Consider the following 16,145-nt stretch of genomic DNA (forward strand, 5'->3'; position numbering starts at 1 on the left):
TGTTAATGCATCTTGATGTTTTTTTTATTTAGATTAGCCCACCTAAATATGGAACTTAATGTTTAATAAATGTAGGTTACTCACTTTTTTTTTAATTTTATTTTATACACTTTGTTTTAGTCAGAATGCACTAAAGCAAAACGAGTTCTACCCGTTTTTTAATGAAGATGCTTTACTACAAAACATAAAAACTTTATCTTCTGATGATTTTGAAGGAAGACGCACCGGCACTAAAGGGGCGGACAAAGCAAAAGAATATATAATCGATCAATTTCATATACTTAATGTGTTGCCTTTTAACACTAATTATGAGCAGAAATTCTCTTTTTTTACTAAGAGGAAAAACTATAACGGCACTAATATCTTGGGCCTGATTAAAGGAACAGAGAATCCAGAAAGATACATCGTTATTAGTGCGCATTATGATCATGAAGGTATAAAAGAAGGTTTAATATATAATGGTGCAGATGATGATGCTTCTGGAATAGGAGCTTTAATTAGTTTTGCTGAGTATTTCAAAAATAATCCACCTAAACATTCAGTAGTTTTAGCGGCTTTTGATGCGGAAGAATTAGGTCTTGAAGGCTCTAAATATTTTGTAAATAATTCTATTGTGTCCTTAAATAAAATCGTGCTTAATCTTAACATGGATATGATCAGCCGAAGTGAAACAAATGAATTATTTGCTGTTGGCACAAGATTTAATAATACCCTTAAGCAAGTCATTACAAATTTCGATCAATCTGAAACTGTGAAAATGGTGGTTGGCCATGATGGTGAAGATGGCCTTGAAAATTGGGTCTATTCTTCTGATCACGCTTCATTTCATAAAAAGGGAGTGCCGTTTTTATACTTTGGTGTTGATGACCACGAGGATTATCATACACCAAATGACGATTACGAAAATATTCAACCAGAATTTTATAAGGAATCTGTAAAGTTAATTATTGCGGTTTTTAACAAGATTGATACAATGAATTTTTAAAAATACGCCTTTAACTGAATGGTTCCTGTGTGTATCGTTTTACTTGTTTCCGTTTTTCTTCCAAAATAACTCAGATTTAAATCTAAAAACTTGGTTAGTTTTTTTTGTGCGATCAAACTCCATGTAAAGTTTTTACCCGGTTGCAAACCTTCAAGCATTTGATAAGAAACAGGGGCGTTTGGATTTCCAACAAAGTTGTTTGAGAAATAATTAAATTCCCCGTTTATGGCCCCTTTTTGACTGCTGGAAAAGGTAAATGAAGCGCCATATTTATGTTGCTTTAAAGACTCTAAATTGCCAATGGTATTGTTGGTTGAAGCGTATTGATAGAACACATCAAAACGCGTATTATCATTAAACAAATAAGACAGTTTTGGATTATATCGTTGTTTATTGAAGTTATAGTTTTTCGTTGAATAATTTTCACTGGCACTTTCGTTGTTGTCAAAAGAAGCAAGTAAGTCAACTAGCCAGGATTCTTCAATTTTATGATTAAAATTAAGTTGATGACTTTTTAAATTGTTCTTAATAAACCCGATAGATAAAACGTTTTGAGATTTATTGGATAAATAGGTATAGGAGGACGTATAATGCTGTTTACCTCTATTAAAAAATAAAACATTTCTTAAATTTAATTGCAATCCTAATTGATTCTTGGCATCTGATTCAAAGGGATTAATATTAAAATTGTTGCCATCACGTTTTATTTTTCTATCAATTAAGTAGCTGGTTTGATTGTAAAAATGGGACCAAAAATTTTCAGACTTCTTTTCACTGACTGACCATTGTTGTGGATTTATGGTTAGTGTTTGACTCAGTCTGTTTTGATGTGTTTTTACAAAAACCTGATTAGGGAGCAATACTCTTATATATTTTCCCTGATCTTGAAATTGTGCAATTTCAAACTCTTCTAATTCTTGAATGCCGTTGTTATTATAATCAATCCAAGTAAATGTGCCTTGTCCTGCTTCTACTTCAACATAGGTAAAATCCTGTTGTGCTATGGCGCCAGAGTTGGTTTCAAAAACGGTATTCCATTGTATAAGCTGTTTAATAAACTTTTGATTGTATTGTAGTCTGGAGTTAATGGATTGTTCATCATCAAGGGCTTGGTCAGTATTTTTAAGGGTTCTGTAATTAATATAAAGGGATAAATTGGTAGTGTTATTTTGAATAAGTCTGGAATCTAAATAAAAGGTGTTTGAGGTATTTACTTTTTGTAATTCATTGTTTCTTATACTGTCGTTTACCCTGCTTTTATAACCCACTTCAGCAAATATCTGTGTGCTATCTCCAATACCGTAAAAAACTTCGTAAGATTTAAATTTTTGACTTAAGGGGGTCAATACTGAGGTAATTTTGTCTTTTTGTTCATTATCTTCAATAGCTATTTTTGTACCTACCCAGCTCTTGTCCATACCGTAAGTTATTCTGTTGGATGACCTTAAAAAGGTAGACGTATTTAGGTCAGATGTAGCGTTTAAAAAACTAGAAAAGGAAACAATGTTGAATTTGTTAAAAAGCAGATTAATATTAGCAACATGCCTGTTTCCTGTAAAATTTTCTGAATATCCTAAATGTTCAAACTGATAAGAAGCGACCCCTTTTTCCGGATGTAATAATTGCAAACCCGTTTTAAAAAGTTCTTGATTACCAATTGGTTTTTCAATATTCCAGTCTCTTGAAAACTCAGCGTTATAAAGACGCTCTATAGTTTTAAAATTCTTTTCTATATAATCAACATCTGCAACAGCATTTAAGCTCCAAAGACTATCATTTTTAATAATGCTTTGAGATATTTTAAGCTTGGTTGCAAAACCGTTATTGTTTTCATCATCAATGTTTGAAAAAAGGTTTTGATCATTTTTACTTCCTGCTACTTCAAAATTAATGGCAGTTTTTTCAGAGGGGTTATAGCTCCCATTAATAATGGCCATTTGAAGTTTTTTTGGGGCAATAAGCTGAACAATAGGCGCAAAATTTCCTTGTGGAATCCCTAAAATTGGCCCAACGTATTCGTATATTTTACTAATGGCATTGATACTGCTTAAAACATAATCACCTTGATTGGCGCCAACAGCACTGAATGTGACTCGGTACAATTCATCGTCTGGATTGTTTGAAAAAACAAAAGCCTCCAAACCATTGATCAGTTCTTTTTTATATAAAATGCGATTATCGCTATAGGTGTCTAAAACCTCAGAAGGCGATACCATTAAGGAAGTGTCATTACCGGCATTTGAAAGTATTTCAACTTGTTCTTGAGATAAGTTTTGTTGTAATGGCTGGTTTTTGGCATCATTTTCAGAATACACGGAAACTCCTATTTTTAGTTTTTCACTATCAAGTCGTCCACCACCATAGGCCACTAAGCGTGAATAATTGCGTTCACTATATTGATAATCTACCGTAATACGCATTTCACTTGTGATAGGAAATGTTGAGTTAAATATAATTTCACCGGCGTTATAGTCAATAATATAATCAGCGTCTTCACCACGTCTTAGGGCAATGCCATTAACATAAACCGTTTCACTCCCGGAAACTATGAGTACATATAATTCACCATTTTGCCCTTGCAATTTATAAGGGCCTTGATTGCCTTCTTGGGCATTAAATTGACTGCGCGTAAACTGTCCTCTAACCAAAGCACCAGCCGCAAACAAATTAGTTTTAGAATTCTCTTTATCAAAATTCACATTTAACAATAACCCCTGCACCCGTTTAGAGAAATTGCCAAAATAAGAGGTGGTATTTATTAAATCAATGTCACCTGCGCGCACATTCCATTTATCACTCATTAACTCAATAAAAACCTGATCAAATTCATCTAATCTCTGTGAATACCCGCTTTCTTGTAAAGGAATATTGGCGTCTTGTATGGAGGCTCGTAGCGATACTTTATCGTTTAACTTACCAGTAATTTGAAGGTCTAATTCACTATTTAATACCGAATTTTGATTATTCCCAATGGTAACCCCACGCGAAATACTTCCGGAAGTTGTTAATCCGTCAAAAGGGATAAAATCAAAGTCTTGATTGCTTTGCGTAAGTTTGTAGAGCGTTTGTATATTATCATTGTTTTCAACAATAATCTTCTCGTCTAATTGTTTATAGGTTTTTGTTAAAAATTCCGGGAATCTCAAATAATTTATAATAATAGAATCAGTTTCAACAGGCTTTTTAAAGACTATAATAGCTTTTGGGAAATCAATGCTATAGAATGATGAATCAATTGCCGTAAAATCTTTTCTTTTAATAAAAAAATAACTCGAATTGATGCTTACACTATCAATAATAATAGAATCATTTACAGCAACTTTTTTAGTTCTATAGTTAGAATTCTGGTTTTGAGCGAAAGCACAAAAGCCAAAAAAAAAGATAAAAGGAAAGGCTATAAATTTCATCTGATACTTAAACTAAAAATAGTTTAAAATATTTTGTTAATAGTTTTCGTTAAAAGTGCTATAAAATAATAGTGTAAAAGTAACGCATTATTTATTTTAGCTAAAATTCTTAATCTATTACATGAAGATAATATCATATAACGTTAATGGCATCAGAGCTGCAATAAATAAAGGGTTTATGGATTGGTCAAAAAGTGCCAATCCAGATGTTATTTGCTTACAGGAAATTAAAGCCTTAAAAGAACAATTAGATTTAGATATTTTTGCTGAAGCTGGTTATAAATACAACTATTGGTTTAGTGCACAAAAGAAAGGATACAGCGGAGTGGCTATATTAAGTAAAACAGAGCCAAAACATGTAGAATACGGTACGGGTATTGCCTCTATGGATTTTGAAGGTAGAAACATTAGAGCCGATTTTGATGGTTTTTCTGTGATGAGCCTATATTTACCTTCTGGAACAAATGACGATAGATTAGACCATAAATTGGAATATATGGATATGTTTCAAGAGTATATAAATTCACTTAAAACAGATTTACCAAATTTAATTATTTGTGGTGATTATAATATTTGCCATGAAGAAATTGATATTCATAACCCAAAAGGACTTAGTAATACTTCAGGATTTTTACCAGTAGAGCGCAAATGGATAGGTAATTTTATTGACAGTGGCTTTATTGACTCTTTCAGACATTTAAACAATGAGCCTCATAACTATACATGGTGGAGTTATCGTGCTAATGCGAGGGCAAATAATAAAGGTTGGCGCCTAGATTATGCCATGGTTTCAAAACCATTACAAGAAAAAATAAAAAGAGCCGTTATATTGTCTGAAGCAGTGCATAGTGACCACTGTCCCATTTTAGTTGAAATAGAAAAATAAACCTAACAAAATTTTAAAAAATGATAAAAAAACTTTTATTGGTATTTGTAACTATTGCTTTTGTGTCCTCTTGTGTTTCACCAAAAGTTTATAAGGAATTAGAAAGTAAGTATACCGACTTAAAACAGGAGAACAGAAAACTTTCTGATGAGAACGAGGCCCTATTAAGTGCTAAAACAGCCGCAGAAAATGAAGTAAAACAATTGCAATCAGCTTATACTGCTGCTGTAGCAGAGCGTGATAGACTGCAGAGCGATTATAATGCCACTAAAGCGAGTTTGGATAATTTAAAAGCATCCTATGATGCCTTAGAGAAGAATAGTTCCGCTGCTATTGCTGCTAATTCCCAAAAGAACAGAGAATTATTAGCACAATTAGAAGCTAAGGAACAAGCCTTGGCTGCTGAAAATGCGAGATTAGAAAGTCTTAAAAAAGCACTGGAAGATCGTTCTAACAGAGTTGCTGAACTTGAAAAAGTGATTGCAGATAAAGATGCCGCAATGACTGCTTTAAAAGACGCCATTTCAAGAGCTTTAACTGATTTTGAAGGCAAAGGCTTAACGGTTGAGCAACGTGATGGAAAAGTCTATGTTTCTATGGAAAACAAGTTACTATTTAGTTCAGGAAGCTGGGCTGTTGGCACAGAAGGAAGAAGGGCCGTACAACAATTGGGCAGCGTATTGGGTCAAAATCCAGATATTGCTGTGTTGATTGAAGGACATACAGACAATGTGCCTTATCAGGGTAATGCTCAGTTAAGTGGAAACTGGGATTTATCTACCAAACGCGCTACAGCTATTGTTAATATTTTAAGAGAAAATGCAGCTATTAACCCGGAAAACTTAACGGCTGCCGGTCGCGGAGAGTATGCACCTGTGGCCACTAATAGTACACCAGAAGGTAAAGCGAAAAACAGACGTATTGAAGTGATTTTAACGCCTAAGTTAGATGAACTATCTAAATTACTAAAGGATAATTAATCTAAAATCTTAACAAAGTATTAAACCTTTCAGTTTCTTTATAACTGAAAGGTTTTTTTATCTTTAAACTTTTAAAAAAAAGCTTCAAAAGTCAATTGAAATGAAATATACAACACTGCCAAACACCAATACAAAAGTCAGTAAAATATGCTTAGGTACCATGACCTGGGGCAATCAAAATACCGAAGCCGAAGGTCATGCCCAAATGGATTATGCATTTGATCAGGGGGTGAATTTTTTCGACACCGCAGAAATGTATCCTGTGCCTGCAAGTCCGGAAACACAGGGTAGAACGAGTAAGATTATTGGGTCCTGGTTTAAAAAGACAGGTAACAGAGAGAAAATTATTTTAGCAAGTAAGATTGTGGGTCGTCCAAGTGATTATACGGCACATATAAGAACGACAGGGTTAAGCTTAAATGCCATTACACTTGCTTTAGATGCTGAATTAAAACGATTACAGACTGATTATATTGATTTGTATCAAATCCATTGGCCGGAAAGGCTTACTAACACTTTTGGAGTTAGAGATTACAAGCATGATCCTGATGATTCTTGGAAAGACAATTTTAATGAAGTACTACAAGGTCTAGAAGCGATGATAAAAGCGGGTAAAATTCGCCACATAGGCATGTCCAATGAAAAAGCATGGGGTGCTATGCGCTATATGGAAGAATCTAAAGCCCATGATTTACCAAGGATGATAACCATTCAAAATGCTTATTCCTTAATAAACAGAGTTTTTGAAGGGGATATGGCTGAGGTTTCATTAAGAGAAAATATCGGTTTATTGGCCTATTCCCCAATGGCATTTGGTGTGCTTTCTGGCAAGTATATAAAAGGAACTGCAGAGGCAGATGCCAGGTTAACCTTGTTTCCGAGGTTTGCCAGATATAGTAGCAAACAATCCACAGAAGCTACGAGACGTTATTTGAAAATTGCAGAAGACAATAACTTGACTTTGGCACAAATGTCATTAGCATTTGTAAACCAACAACCATTTCTTACAAGTAATATTATTGGAGCCACCAAAATGGAGCAATTAAAAGAGAATATTGGTAGTATTAATGTAATATTAAATGAGGAGATATTAGACCAAATAAATGCAGTACACGCTGAGATTCCTAATCCAGCTCCATAAATTAGAGATAAGCATGAAACAAAAAAGCCTAACTTTTTAAAAAGTTAGGCTTTTTTAATTATTTAATTTGTTTACCATTTTTATCGAAAAAATGATATTCTAAATATGTGTAAGCATCTCTTGGTAAAACTTTAACCCATTTTTTGTGTTCAAAAAACCATTTTGAACGTGTTGATGGAAAACCTTTAGTTAAAAAGGCTGCTATAAAAGGGTGTGTGTTTAAAGTCAGCTTTTTATAGTCTTTTTTAAATAGTTGTTCTAGGTCGTGCGTTATTTTTGGCACAATTCCTATTGGAGCGTCTACCTCAGAACCATTAATGATATCATCAGGGTTTTCTTCCTGAGTTTTAATGTTCATTTCTGGGCGAACACGTTGTCTTGTAATTTGTATCAAACCAAATTTACTTGGCGGCAATATTTTGTGCTTTGCTCTGTCATCCTTCATTTCATCACGAAGGTGATTAAAAAGCTGTTGCCTGTTGTCAGCACTTGTCATATCTATAAAGTCCACTACAATGATGCCACCCATATCGCGTAAACGCAATTGGCGAGCAATTTCAGTAGCAGCAATAATATTGACTTCTAAGGCTGTATCCTCTTGGTTGTTTGCTTTGTTTGACCGGTTACCACTATTTACATCTATTACATGTAAAGCTTCTGTATGCTCTATAATTAAATAGGCACCTTTAGCCATAGAAACGGTTTTACCAAAGGAGGTTTTAATTTGTCTTTCTATCCCAAATTTTTCAAAAATGGGAACATTTGCTTGATACAATTTAACTATTGATTCTTTATTTGGTGCAATTTCTTGCACATAATCTTTAATTTGATAATAAAGGGTTTCATCATCAACATGAATACTTGTAAAGGTGTCATTAAATATGTCTCGTAACATAGACGAGGCTTTATTCATTTCTCCTAATACTTTACTTGGATGATGGGCTTTATTAAGTTTTTTACACATTGCCGTCCAACGACTAAGCAAATTCTGTAAATCTTTATCTAGTTCGGCTACTTTTTTGCCTTCTGCCACCGTACGAACAATAATTCCAAAACCTTGTGGTGTAATACTTTTCACCAATCGTTTTAATCTGTCTTTTTCTTCTTTACTTTCTATTTTTTGAGAAATAGAAATACGGTCAGAAAAAGGAACTAAAACAATATATCTACCAGCTATAGACAACTCAGAACTTATTCTTGGGCCTTTAGTTGATATGGGTTCTTTTACTATTTGTACTAATAGCGATTGATTTGATTTTAAGACATCGGCAATGCTTCCGTCTTTATCAATATCTTTTTCAAATGGGAAATTTTTTAAAGAAAAATCTTTTAGTTTACCTGTGCTTACACGTTTTGTGAATTTTAAAAGCGAAGGCAGCTTTGGACCTAAATCATGATAATGCAAAAAAGCATCTTTCTCATAACCCACATTAACAAATGCAGCATTTAGTCCAGGAACAGCTTTTCTTATTTTGGCTATAAACACATCACCAACAGAAAAGTCATTACTTTCTTCATCTTTCTGTAATTCAATAAGTTTTCCATCTTTTAATAAGGCAAAATCAACATCTTCTGAACTAGATCGAATGATCAATTCTTTATCCATTAAGTTAATTTTTATCCGTACAATTAAGTACAGATGGATTATACATTATTTTCACAGGATTTTTAACATCCGTGGAGTTCAAAAAACACAAAAAGTGTTTAAAATTTTGATGAACTCATTTCAAAGAACGTTTTTTACCGACCAAAAAAAAGTAGCTCTAGAACTACTTTTTCTGGTTTATTTTTTCTTTTTGTGACGATTAGCGCGAGCACGTTTTTTACGTTTGTGCGTTGCAACCTTATGTCTTTTACGTTTTTTACCGCTTGGCATAAATTATGTTTTTTAAATTAATATTTAATTATAATGTTTTTACTTAACGTCTACATTAGTTTTTACGCCTTCAACAAATACTTTTGCCGGTTTAAAAGAAGGAATGTTGTGTGCAGGAATTTTAATAGTAGTATTTTTTGAAATATTTCTACCAGTTTTTTCTGCTCTTGTTTTGATGATGAAGCTACCAAATCCTCTCAAGTACACATTGTCTCCACTTTCTAACGAAGTTTTTACTTCGTCCATAAATGATTCAACAGTTGCTTGAACATCACCTTTTTCTATTCCTAATTTTTCAGAAATTTTTGCTACTAAATCAGCCTTAGTCATTTTTAATATTTTATTTTAGTTACTATATAAGTTTAAAAGGGATGCAAATATAGGAATTTAAAATTCAATATTTCAAACCTAATTCATTAAAATTTAAGATTATAAACGTTTATTTTTGCGCTTCGTATAAATTCAATAATGATATTTTCAAAAATATTAAATCGCTGGTATTCAAATAATAAGAGAGAGCTTCCCTGGAGACAAACCAATAACCCATATTTTATTTGGCTTTCTGAAATCATATTACAACAAACACAAGTTAGCCAAGGGCTACCTTATTACATGTCTTTCATAGAAGAATTTCCTACTGTTTTTGATTTGGCAAAGGCTGAAGAAAGCAAGGTTTTAAAATTATGGCAGGGCTTAGGATATTATTCCAGAGCCAGAAATTTACATGTTACTGCTAAATATATTGTTAAAGTTTTAAACGGACAGTTTCCTAACAATTATAAAGATTTACTAAAACTAAAAGGCGTTGGTGACTATACAGCCAGTGCTATTGCATCCATTTGTTTTAATGAAGTGACAGCAGTGGTTGATGGGAATGTGTACAGAGTGCTTTCTCGGTATTTTGGAATAGACACCCCAATAAACTCATCAAAAGGGGCAAAAGAGTTTAAACAATTAGCGCAAGAAATTATTGATCAAAAAGACCCAGCAACCTTTAATCAGGGCATTATGGAATTCGGAGCAACACAATGTAAGCCGCAAAACCCTGATTGTGAAAGTTGTCCGTTTCAATCAAGTTGTGTGGCATTTGATAGGAAAATGATACATCAATTACCTGTAAAAAATAAACTTAATAAGGCCTCTAAGAAACACTTTAATTTCTTAGTCATTCTATCAAAAGACCAAAAAACTATTTTGGAGAAACGCCAAGGAAAAGGGATATGGCAAAACCTATATCAATTTCCTTTAATTGAAAGTAAAAAGGAATTAGTCCATAAAGAGATTATAGTAGCACTGAAGGATCATGAATTTTTGAAAGGTAATATCTTTGAAGTTTCATTATTTAATGAAACAGCTATCCTCCATAAATTAACCCATCAACATTTATTTACTAAATTTTGGATTATTTCTGTTGATGAAATTAAACGGGAAGGAATTTCTGTGAATGACATCCATAATTATCCGGTTCCTATTCTAATTAGTAATTTTATTGATGATTTTAATTTTTAACCGTTTGGCATGTAAATGACATTTTTTTATTAATTTTAAAAAAATGAGTAGTAAATAGTTAATTTTGCTTTTTAAATACAAAAAAAATTATGTCTGGAACACTAAATAAAGTAATGCTCATTGGTCATTTAGGTGATGAAGTAAAAATGCATTATTTTGAGGGCGGTGGTTGTGTTGGAAGGTTTCCTTTAGCTACTAATGAAACGTACGTGAGTAAGCAAACTAATGAGCGGGTAACAAATACAGAATGGCATAATATAGTGGTTAGAAACAAGGCTGCTGAAATTTGTGAAAAATATTTGAGCAAAGGCGATAGAATTTATGTTGAAGGTAGATTAAAAACAAGAAAGTGGCAGGATGATAGTGGGAATGAACGTTATTCCACTGAAATTCAATGTACTGATTTCACCTTTTTAACTACTAAAAAGGAAAGTGAAGGGCAAGCCTCGAATAAGATGGATCCCAAAAAATCAATTGATAATCAACAAATGGCTAATGAGCCTATTGGAGAAGAGGATGATGACCTTCCATTCTAATTGTTTAACTAATATTGTAATATTTGGATCCTGGTCCCCCGAGTTTTAAGGCATTATTTATAGCAATTGACCCATCAATTGTAACAGGCTTTGTGCTTTTGTTTTTATTATTATTTTTTTCAGCTCTTATCTCTGGTGCTGAAGTAGCCTTATTTTCTCTTACAAGAACCGATATAGAGGAAGGATTAGAGCAAAAATCTAAGCGAATCCAAATTATTTCAAGACTTTTAGAGCGTCCAAAAAAATTATTAGCAACAATCCTGGTTGCAAACAATTTTATAAACATTGGTATTGTTATTTTGTTTGCCTATTTGGGTGAAACTGTTTTTGAAAGCATGACTTCTCCTGTATTGAGGTTTATTGTTGAGGTTGTTATTGTCACTTTTTTAATTTTATTGTTTGGAGAAATTCTGCCAAAAATATATGCCAATAGGAATAGAGTTAAGTTTGCAACATTTATGGCGCATCCATTAAATGTTTTAGATGTATTATTATCGCCTTTGAGCTTGCCAATGCGCAGTATAACCATAGCCATCCATAATAAATTGGGAAAACAAAAGTCTAATTTAAGTGTAGACCAATTATCACAGGCATTATCACTAACAAGCGAAGAGCATACTTCTAAAGAAGAGCAAAAAATATTGGAAGGTATTGTGTCTTTTGGAAATACAGATACTAAACAGGTCATGCGCCCACGAATAGATATTTTTGCACTAAGTGTAGATCAAAAATATACGGAAATAATGGAAGAAATTGTTGAAAACGGCTATTCCCGTATTCCCGTATATAGAGAGAATATTGATAAAATTGAAGGCATTCTCTATGTAAAGGATTTATTACCATATATAGACAGGAAGCAATTTGATTGGACAACCTTATTACGAGAACCTTTTTTCGTTCCTGAAAACAAAAAACTGGATGATTTAATGGCTGAATTTCAAGAGAAAAAGGTCCATCTGGCCGTCGTGGTTGATGAGTATGGCGGAACTTCTGGGTTGATATCTTTAGAGGATATTATTGAAGAAATTGTGGGTGACATTAGTGATGAGTTTGATGATGAAGATTTGAAATACTCAAAATTAGATGATCATAATTATGTGTTTGAAGGAAAAACAGCGCTTAAGGATTTTTATAAAATAGTTAAGGTTGAGGACGAAATGGCTTTTGAAGAGAATAAAGGAGAGGCTGAAACAGTAGCAGGTTTTGTTCTTGAGATTTCTAAGAATTTCCCAAAATTAAACAGTAAAATACATTTTAAAACCTATGTTTTTACTATTGAAGCCTTAGATAAAAAGCGTATTAAGTTTGTAAAATTCACCAAAACAGAATGAGACAGTTTTATTATTTAGGGATAATTGTATTTTTTTGCTTTGCCTGCAATGATGAGGTAGTGCCTAAGCCAAAGGGTTATTTGCGCTTAGAATATCCTGTAGCGAATTACATTAACACAAATGTTGATGGCGTCCCTTTTTCTTTTGAATCTAACACATTGGCCAATAAAATATCATCAAAAAAAATAACAAGCACAACAGAAAGTTATGCTTTAAATATTGAATATCCAACATTAAAAGGAACCATTTATTTAACGTATAAATCAATCAATAACGACCAAAAAAACTTAATTGATTTTCTAAAAGATGCTCAAAATTTCACCCAAAAACATACCGCAAAAGCAGATGAAATAAAAGAGAAGGAGTATATAAATAAGCTTAATAAAGTGTATGGGATGTTCTATGAAGTAGGAGGAAATGCGGCTTCACAATCACAATTCTATGTTACTGATAGCACGGAACATTTTTTAACAGGCTCCTTATATTTTTATGCCAAACCTAATTATGATTCTATCCTTCCGGCCGCAAAATATTTAGAGAAAGACATCAAGCATATTATGGAAACTGTAAAGTGGAAATAAAAAAGCTTCTCATTTCGAGAAGCTTTTTTACAAGTGATAATAATTTTATGCTTTAGATTTATTAGCGCAACAAGGTTTTTGACAGTCTTTTGCACAAGCCATTTTCTGAGCCTCGGTTTTATTAGCGCATTTAGCTTGGCAGGCTTCAGTTTTTGCCTTACAATCAGGACAATCTTTTTTAGTGCAGTCTGGTTTACATTTTGCAACACATTCTTTAGTAACAGTTGAGAAATCATCAACTGTTTTCATATCGCTTACCTTGTAAACATCAGCTACTTTTGTCACTGTTTCTTCAAGAGATACAGGAGACACTTTAGTGTCATTATACTCAACCATTGCCAATTTGCGGTCAAAATCAACAGTTGCTGATTTTACGCCATCCATTCCGGCAATTTTCTTTTCAATCGTTTTTGCACAGCCAATAGCACATGTCATTCCTTCAATAGTAAATTCCGCTTTGGCATAAGTAGCATTAGGGTCAACTTCTTTTGTAGTTTGTGAAGCATTTTCAATTTCAACGGTTTTAACTTCTGGCCTAGCTTCGTTTTTACAACTAAACGAAATGAAGGCTAAAACTAAAATTGTTAGGGCGTTTTTAATGATATTCATTATTTATAAGTATTAAAAAAATTTTTTACAAAATTACAAAATATTGTGATTTAATCTTTTTTTAAATAAGGTTTTATGATTTTATAATGAAGATATTGACGGGATTCTGAGTTTAATTAAAGTAATAATTAATTTCATTTGAGATGAAACCTTAAATTGAGTGATAAAAAAACTCGAAGTAATAAAACCCCGAGTTTTTTAATTAATTTCTCGAATAGTTATTCAAAATCGGCATCTGTAACGCCTTTATTTACTTCAATACTATTTATAACAAATGGAATAACTTGTGGTCCAGCAGTTACTTTCATAGAATAAGGGAATTGTATGCCTTCAACAGCAGTATAACTTCCATAATCAACAACAGATGTGACTTCTTGTCCCGCTGTTTTATTAGTGCTTTCAGAACGAGTTAATAATCCTGTTTTCACATTATAAAACCTGTAAGAGGCTGTTTCACCGTTATTAACTTTTATTTTATACACATCTTCGCCATCAATAGTAGTCAAACTTTCTAAGTTTAAATTTGAAGCATCATAATATAATTCAGGAAAAAGGGATTTTTCATCTTTCTTTTGAGCTATTTCTTCAGCAGACATTTCTCTTTTTTGACCTTGTTGTTCAGCATAACCGGTTTCGCCATTCCATTTTTGTGTCATTATAACACCCATACCTTCAGCACTTAATTCCATAGACTCCTTATTTGGTGCCATTCCTTTTAATTCTGCATTAAGGGGAAAGGGAGCTAAACCACTAATGGTTGCTTTGGTTAAAGTTGATTTTACAGACATTGCTTTTTCTTTTCCGCCAATGGCATTAAAATAATTATCAATAATGGTTTGCACTGTAACACCGGCCGGAATTGGTTTTGAAAACTCTGGTTTTTCGGTTGCGTTAGCATATTTATCGTAATATTTAATTGGTATTCCTGTTTTTTCAAGATTATCTAAAACATCACTTCCTTTGCCTACAACTACTATTCTTGCATTTTCTAATTGAAAATACTTATTAGCGACACGTTGTACGTCTTCTTCGGATACCTTATTGATATTCTCTAGATAATTTGTATAAAAATCTTCAGGTAAATTATTAAGCTTAATATTTAGCGCGTAGTTGGCTATGGTCTGTGGACGCTCTAAAGCCATTACAAAATTACCTATATATTTAGCTTTAGCATCTTTTAAAGTTTGAGGATCTACAGGTTCAGTTCTAATACGTTTTATCTCTTTTAAGAATTCAACAACGGCACTATCTGTTACTGCATTTCGTACTTTGGCGCTGGCATTAAAACGAGATACACCGTATCTGTCAGCTCCTAAACTAGAATACGCACCATAAGTATAGCCTTTATCTTCACGTAAGTTTTTAAATAAGTAGCCTTCACCGCCACCACCAAGGATGTTATTTGCCATTAATGCTGCAAAATAATCACTTTCGTTTTGTTTTAAATTTACATTATTAGTTACCGAAATATTAGATTGCACGGCATTTGGCATATCAACAAAGTTAATCTCTGTGGTTACTACATTGGCAGGCAATTGTGGAGAAGGTAAATCTTGTAAATCTGCTTTTTGCCATTTACCGAAATATTTGTTAATCTGCTTCTTGACTGTTTTAGTATCAATATCGCCAACAACAACGATATACGCATTGTTTGGCGCAAAACGCATCTTATAAAAATCTAAAACATCTTGAAACGTAACGTTATTTACAGTTTCTTTAGTAACAAACTCCCCATAAGCATGGTTTTTACCGTAAGCTAAAGCACTAACGACTCGGCCTGCAGCTGCATCAACACTTTTTTCGTCTGCCTTTAAGCCTTCTAACAATTTATCTTTTTCTTTATCAAACTCCTCTTTTGTCAGTAAAGGATTGATTGTAGCATCAGCCATTAATTCTATTATACGATCAGAATATTTAGACAATGAACTTGCAAATCCTCCACTTGAACTAAAATTTATGTTGGCACCAAGAAAATCAACTTCTTCATTAAAGTCATCTTTAGAAATATTTTTTGTTCCATTTCCTAACATTGCAGACAATAAATCTAATACACCAGCTTTTTCACCTTCAACAACTGGTTTGTTTTCTATGCTTAATTGATATGAGACTCTAGGAAGTTTGTTGTTTTCTACAACCATTACAGTAATGCCATTTTTTAACTGGAATTCATCTGGTTTTTCCAGTGAAATTTTAGGTTCTGGCCCTGGTACAGGCATTTGTGACCTGTCTATTTGTGCGTTTACACCTAAAGTTATTAATGCAACAGCTATAAAGGCCGATATTTTTAATCTTAATGTTTTCATC

General features: G+C 32.9%; 13 protein-coding genes. 8 read left to right on the forward strand and 5 right to left on the reverse strand.

Annotated features, from left to right (window positions below; genetic code table 11):
- Positions 1 to 58 precede the first annotated feature (58 nt).
- On the forward strand, positions 59 to 985 hold the full coding sequence (locus V8G56_RS02655) for a M28 family peptidase (protein WP_395436913.1): 927 nt from the start codon (positions 59 to 61) through the stop codon (positions 983 to 985).
- Here V8G56_RS02655 and V8G56_RS02660 read toward each other — a convergent pair.
- On the reverse strand, positions 982 to 4,392 hold the full coding sequence (locus V8G56_RS02660) for a hypothetical protein (protein WP_395436914.1): 3,411 nt from the start codon (positions 4,390 to 4,392) through the stop codon (positions 982 to 984). The two genes, V8G56_RS02655 and V8G56_RS02660, sit on opposite strands and share 4 nt — an antisense overlap.
- A gap of 121 nt (positions 4,393 to 4,513) precedes the next feature.
- On the opposite strand from V8G56_RS02660, the gene V8G56_RS02665 reads away from it, so the two are divergent.
- From V8G56_RS02665 to V8G56_RS02675, 3 genes are all read left to right on the forward strand, one after another.
- Complete coding sequence (locus tag V8G56_RS02665; RefSeq protein WP_395436915.1) at positions 4,514 to 5,278, forward strand: exodeoxyribonuclease III; 765 nt, start codon at positions 4,514 to 4,516, stop codon at positions 5,276 to 5,278.
- Between the two features lie 20 nt (positions 5,279 to 5,298).
- Positions 5,299 to 6,258, forward strand: a complete 960-nt coding sequence (locus V8G56_RS02670; protein ID WP_395436916.1) for an OmpA family protein — start codon at positions 5,299 to 5,301, stop codon at positions 6,256 to 6,258.
- 100 nt (positions 6,259 to 6,358) lie between these two features.
- A complete protein-coding gene (locus tag V8G56_RS02675) occupies positions 6,359 to 7,399 on the forward strand; it encodes an NADP(H)-dependent aldo-keto reductase (RefSeq protein WP_395436917.1) in 1,041 nt (346 codons plus the stop codon).
- A 58-nt stretch (positions 7,400 to 7,457) separates the two neighbouring features.
- Here V8G56_RS02675 and V8G56_RS02680 read toward each other — a convergent pair whose 3' ends face one another.
- Complete coding sequence (locus V8G56_RS02680) at positions 7,458 to 9,005, reverse strand: Rne/Rng family ribonuclease (protein WP_395436918.1); 1,548 nt, start codon at positions 9,003 to 9,005, stop codon at positions 7,458 to 7,460.
- Between the two features lie 309 nt (positions 9,006 to 9,314).
- Positions 9,315 to 9,605, reverse strand: coding sequence for an HU family DNA-binding protein (locus tag V8G56_RS02685; RefSeq protein WP_331632005.1), 291 nt, complete (start codon positions 9,603 to 9,605; stop codon positions 9,315 to 9,317).
- 138 nt (positions 9,606 to 9,743) lie between these two features.
- On the opposite strand from V8G56_RS02685, the gene mutY reads away from it, so the two are divergent.
- The 4 genes from mutY to gldD all read left to right on the forward strand — a co-directional run bounded on the left by mutY (position 9,744) and on the right by gldD (position 13,232).
- On the forward strand, positions 9,744 to 10,784 hold the full coding sequence (gene mutY / locus V8G56_RS02690; protein WP_395436919.1) for an A/G-specific adenine glycosylase: 1,041 nt from the start codon (positions 9,744 to 9,746) through the stop codon (positions 10,782 to 10,784).
- Positions 10,785 to 10,873: 89 nt separating this feature from the next.
- Complete coding sequence (locus tag V8G56_RS02695; protein WP_331632010.1) at positions 10,874 to 11,320, forward strand: single-stranded DNA-binding protein; 447 nt, start codon at positions 10,874 to 10,876, stop codon at positions 11,318 to 11,320.
- A gap of 23 nt (positions 11,321 to 11,343) precedes the next feature.
- Positions 11,344 to 12,651, forward strand: a complete 1,308-nt coding sequence (locus V8G56_RS02700; protein WP_395436920.1) for a gliding motility-associated protein GldE — start codon at positions 11,344 to 11,346, stop codon at positions 12,649 to 12,651.
- Positions 12,648 to 13,232, forward strand: a complete 585-nt coding sequence (gene gldD / locus V8G56_RS02705; protein WP_395436921.1) for a gliding motility lipoprotein GldD — start codon at positions 12,648 to 12,650, stop codon at positions 13,230 to 13,232. Before V8G56_RS02700 ends, gldD begins: the two co-directional genes overlap by 4 nt.
- A 45-nt stretch (positions 13,233 to 13,277) precedes the next feature.
- On the opposite strand, the gene V8G56_RS02710 is transcribed toward gldD, so the two are convergent.
- Together V8G56_RS02710 and V8G56_RS02715 are read right to left on the reverse strand one after the other, a co-directional pair.
- Positions 13,278 to 13,841: a heavy-metal-associated domain-containing protein gene (locus V8G56_RS02710; RefSeq protein ID WP_395436922.1), complete on the reverse strand. Its 564-nt coding sequence runs from the start codon at positions 13,839 to 13,841 to the stop codon at positions 13,278 to 13,280.
- 218 nt (positions 13,842 to 14,059) lie between these two features.
- The gene (locus tag V8G56_RS02715; protein ID WP_395436923.1) at positions 14,060 to 16,144 is read right to left on the reverse strand and encodes a M16 family metallopeptidase; all 2,085 of its coding nucleotides are present in this window, start codon (positions 16,142 to 16,144) and stop codon (positions 14,060 to 14,062) included.
- Position 16,145 lies beyond the last annotated feature (1 nt).

The sequence above is a fragment of the Gaetbulibacter aquiaggeris genome (assembly GCF_044003965.1).
Taxonomy (GTDB): Bacteria; Bacteroidota; Bacteroidia; order Flavobacteriales; family Flavobacteriaceae; genus Yeosuana; species Yeosuana aquiaggeris.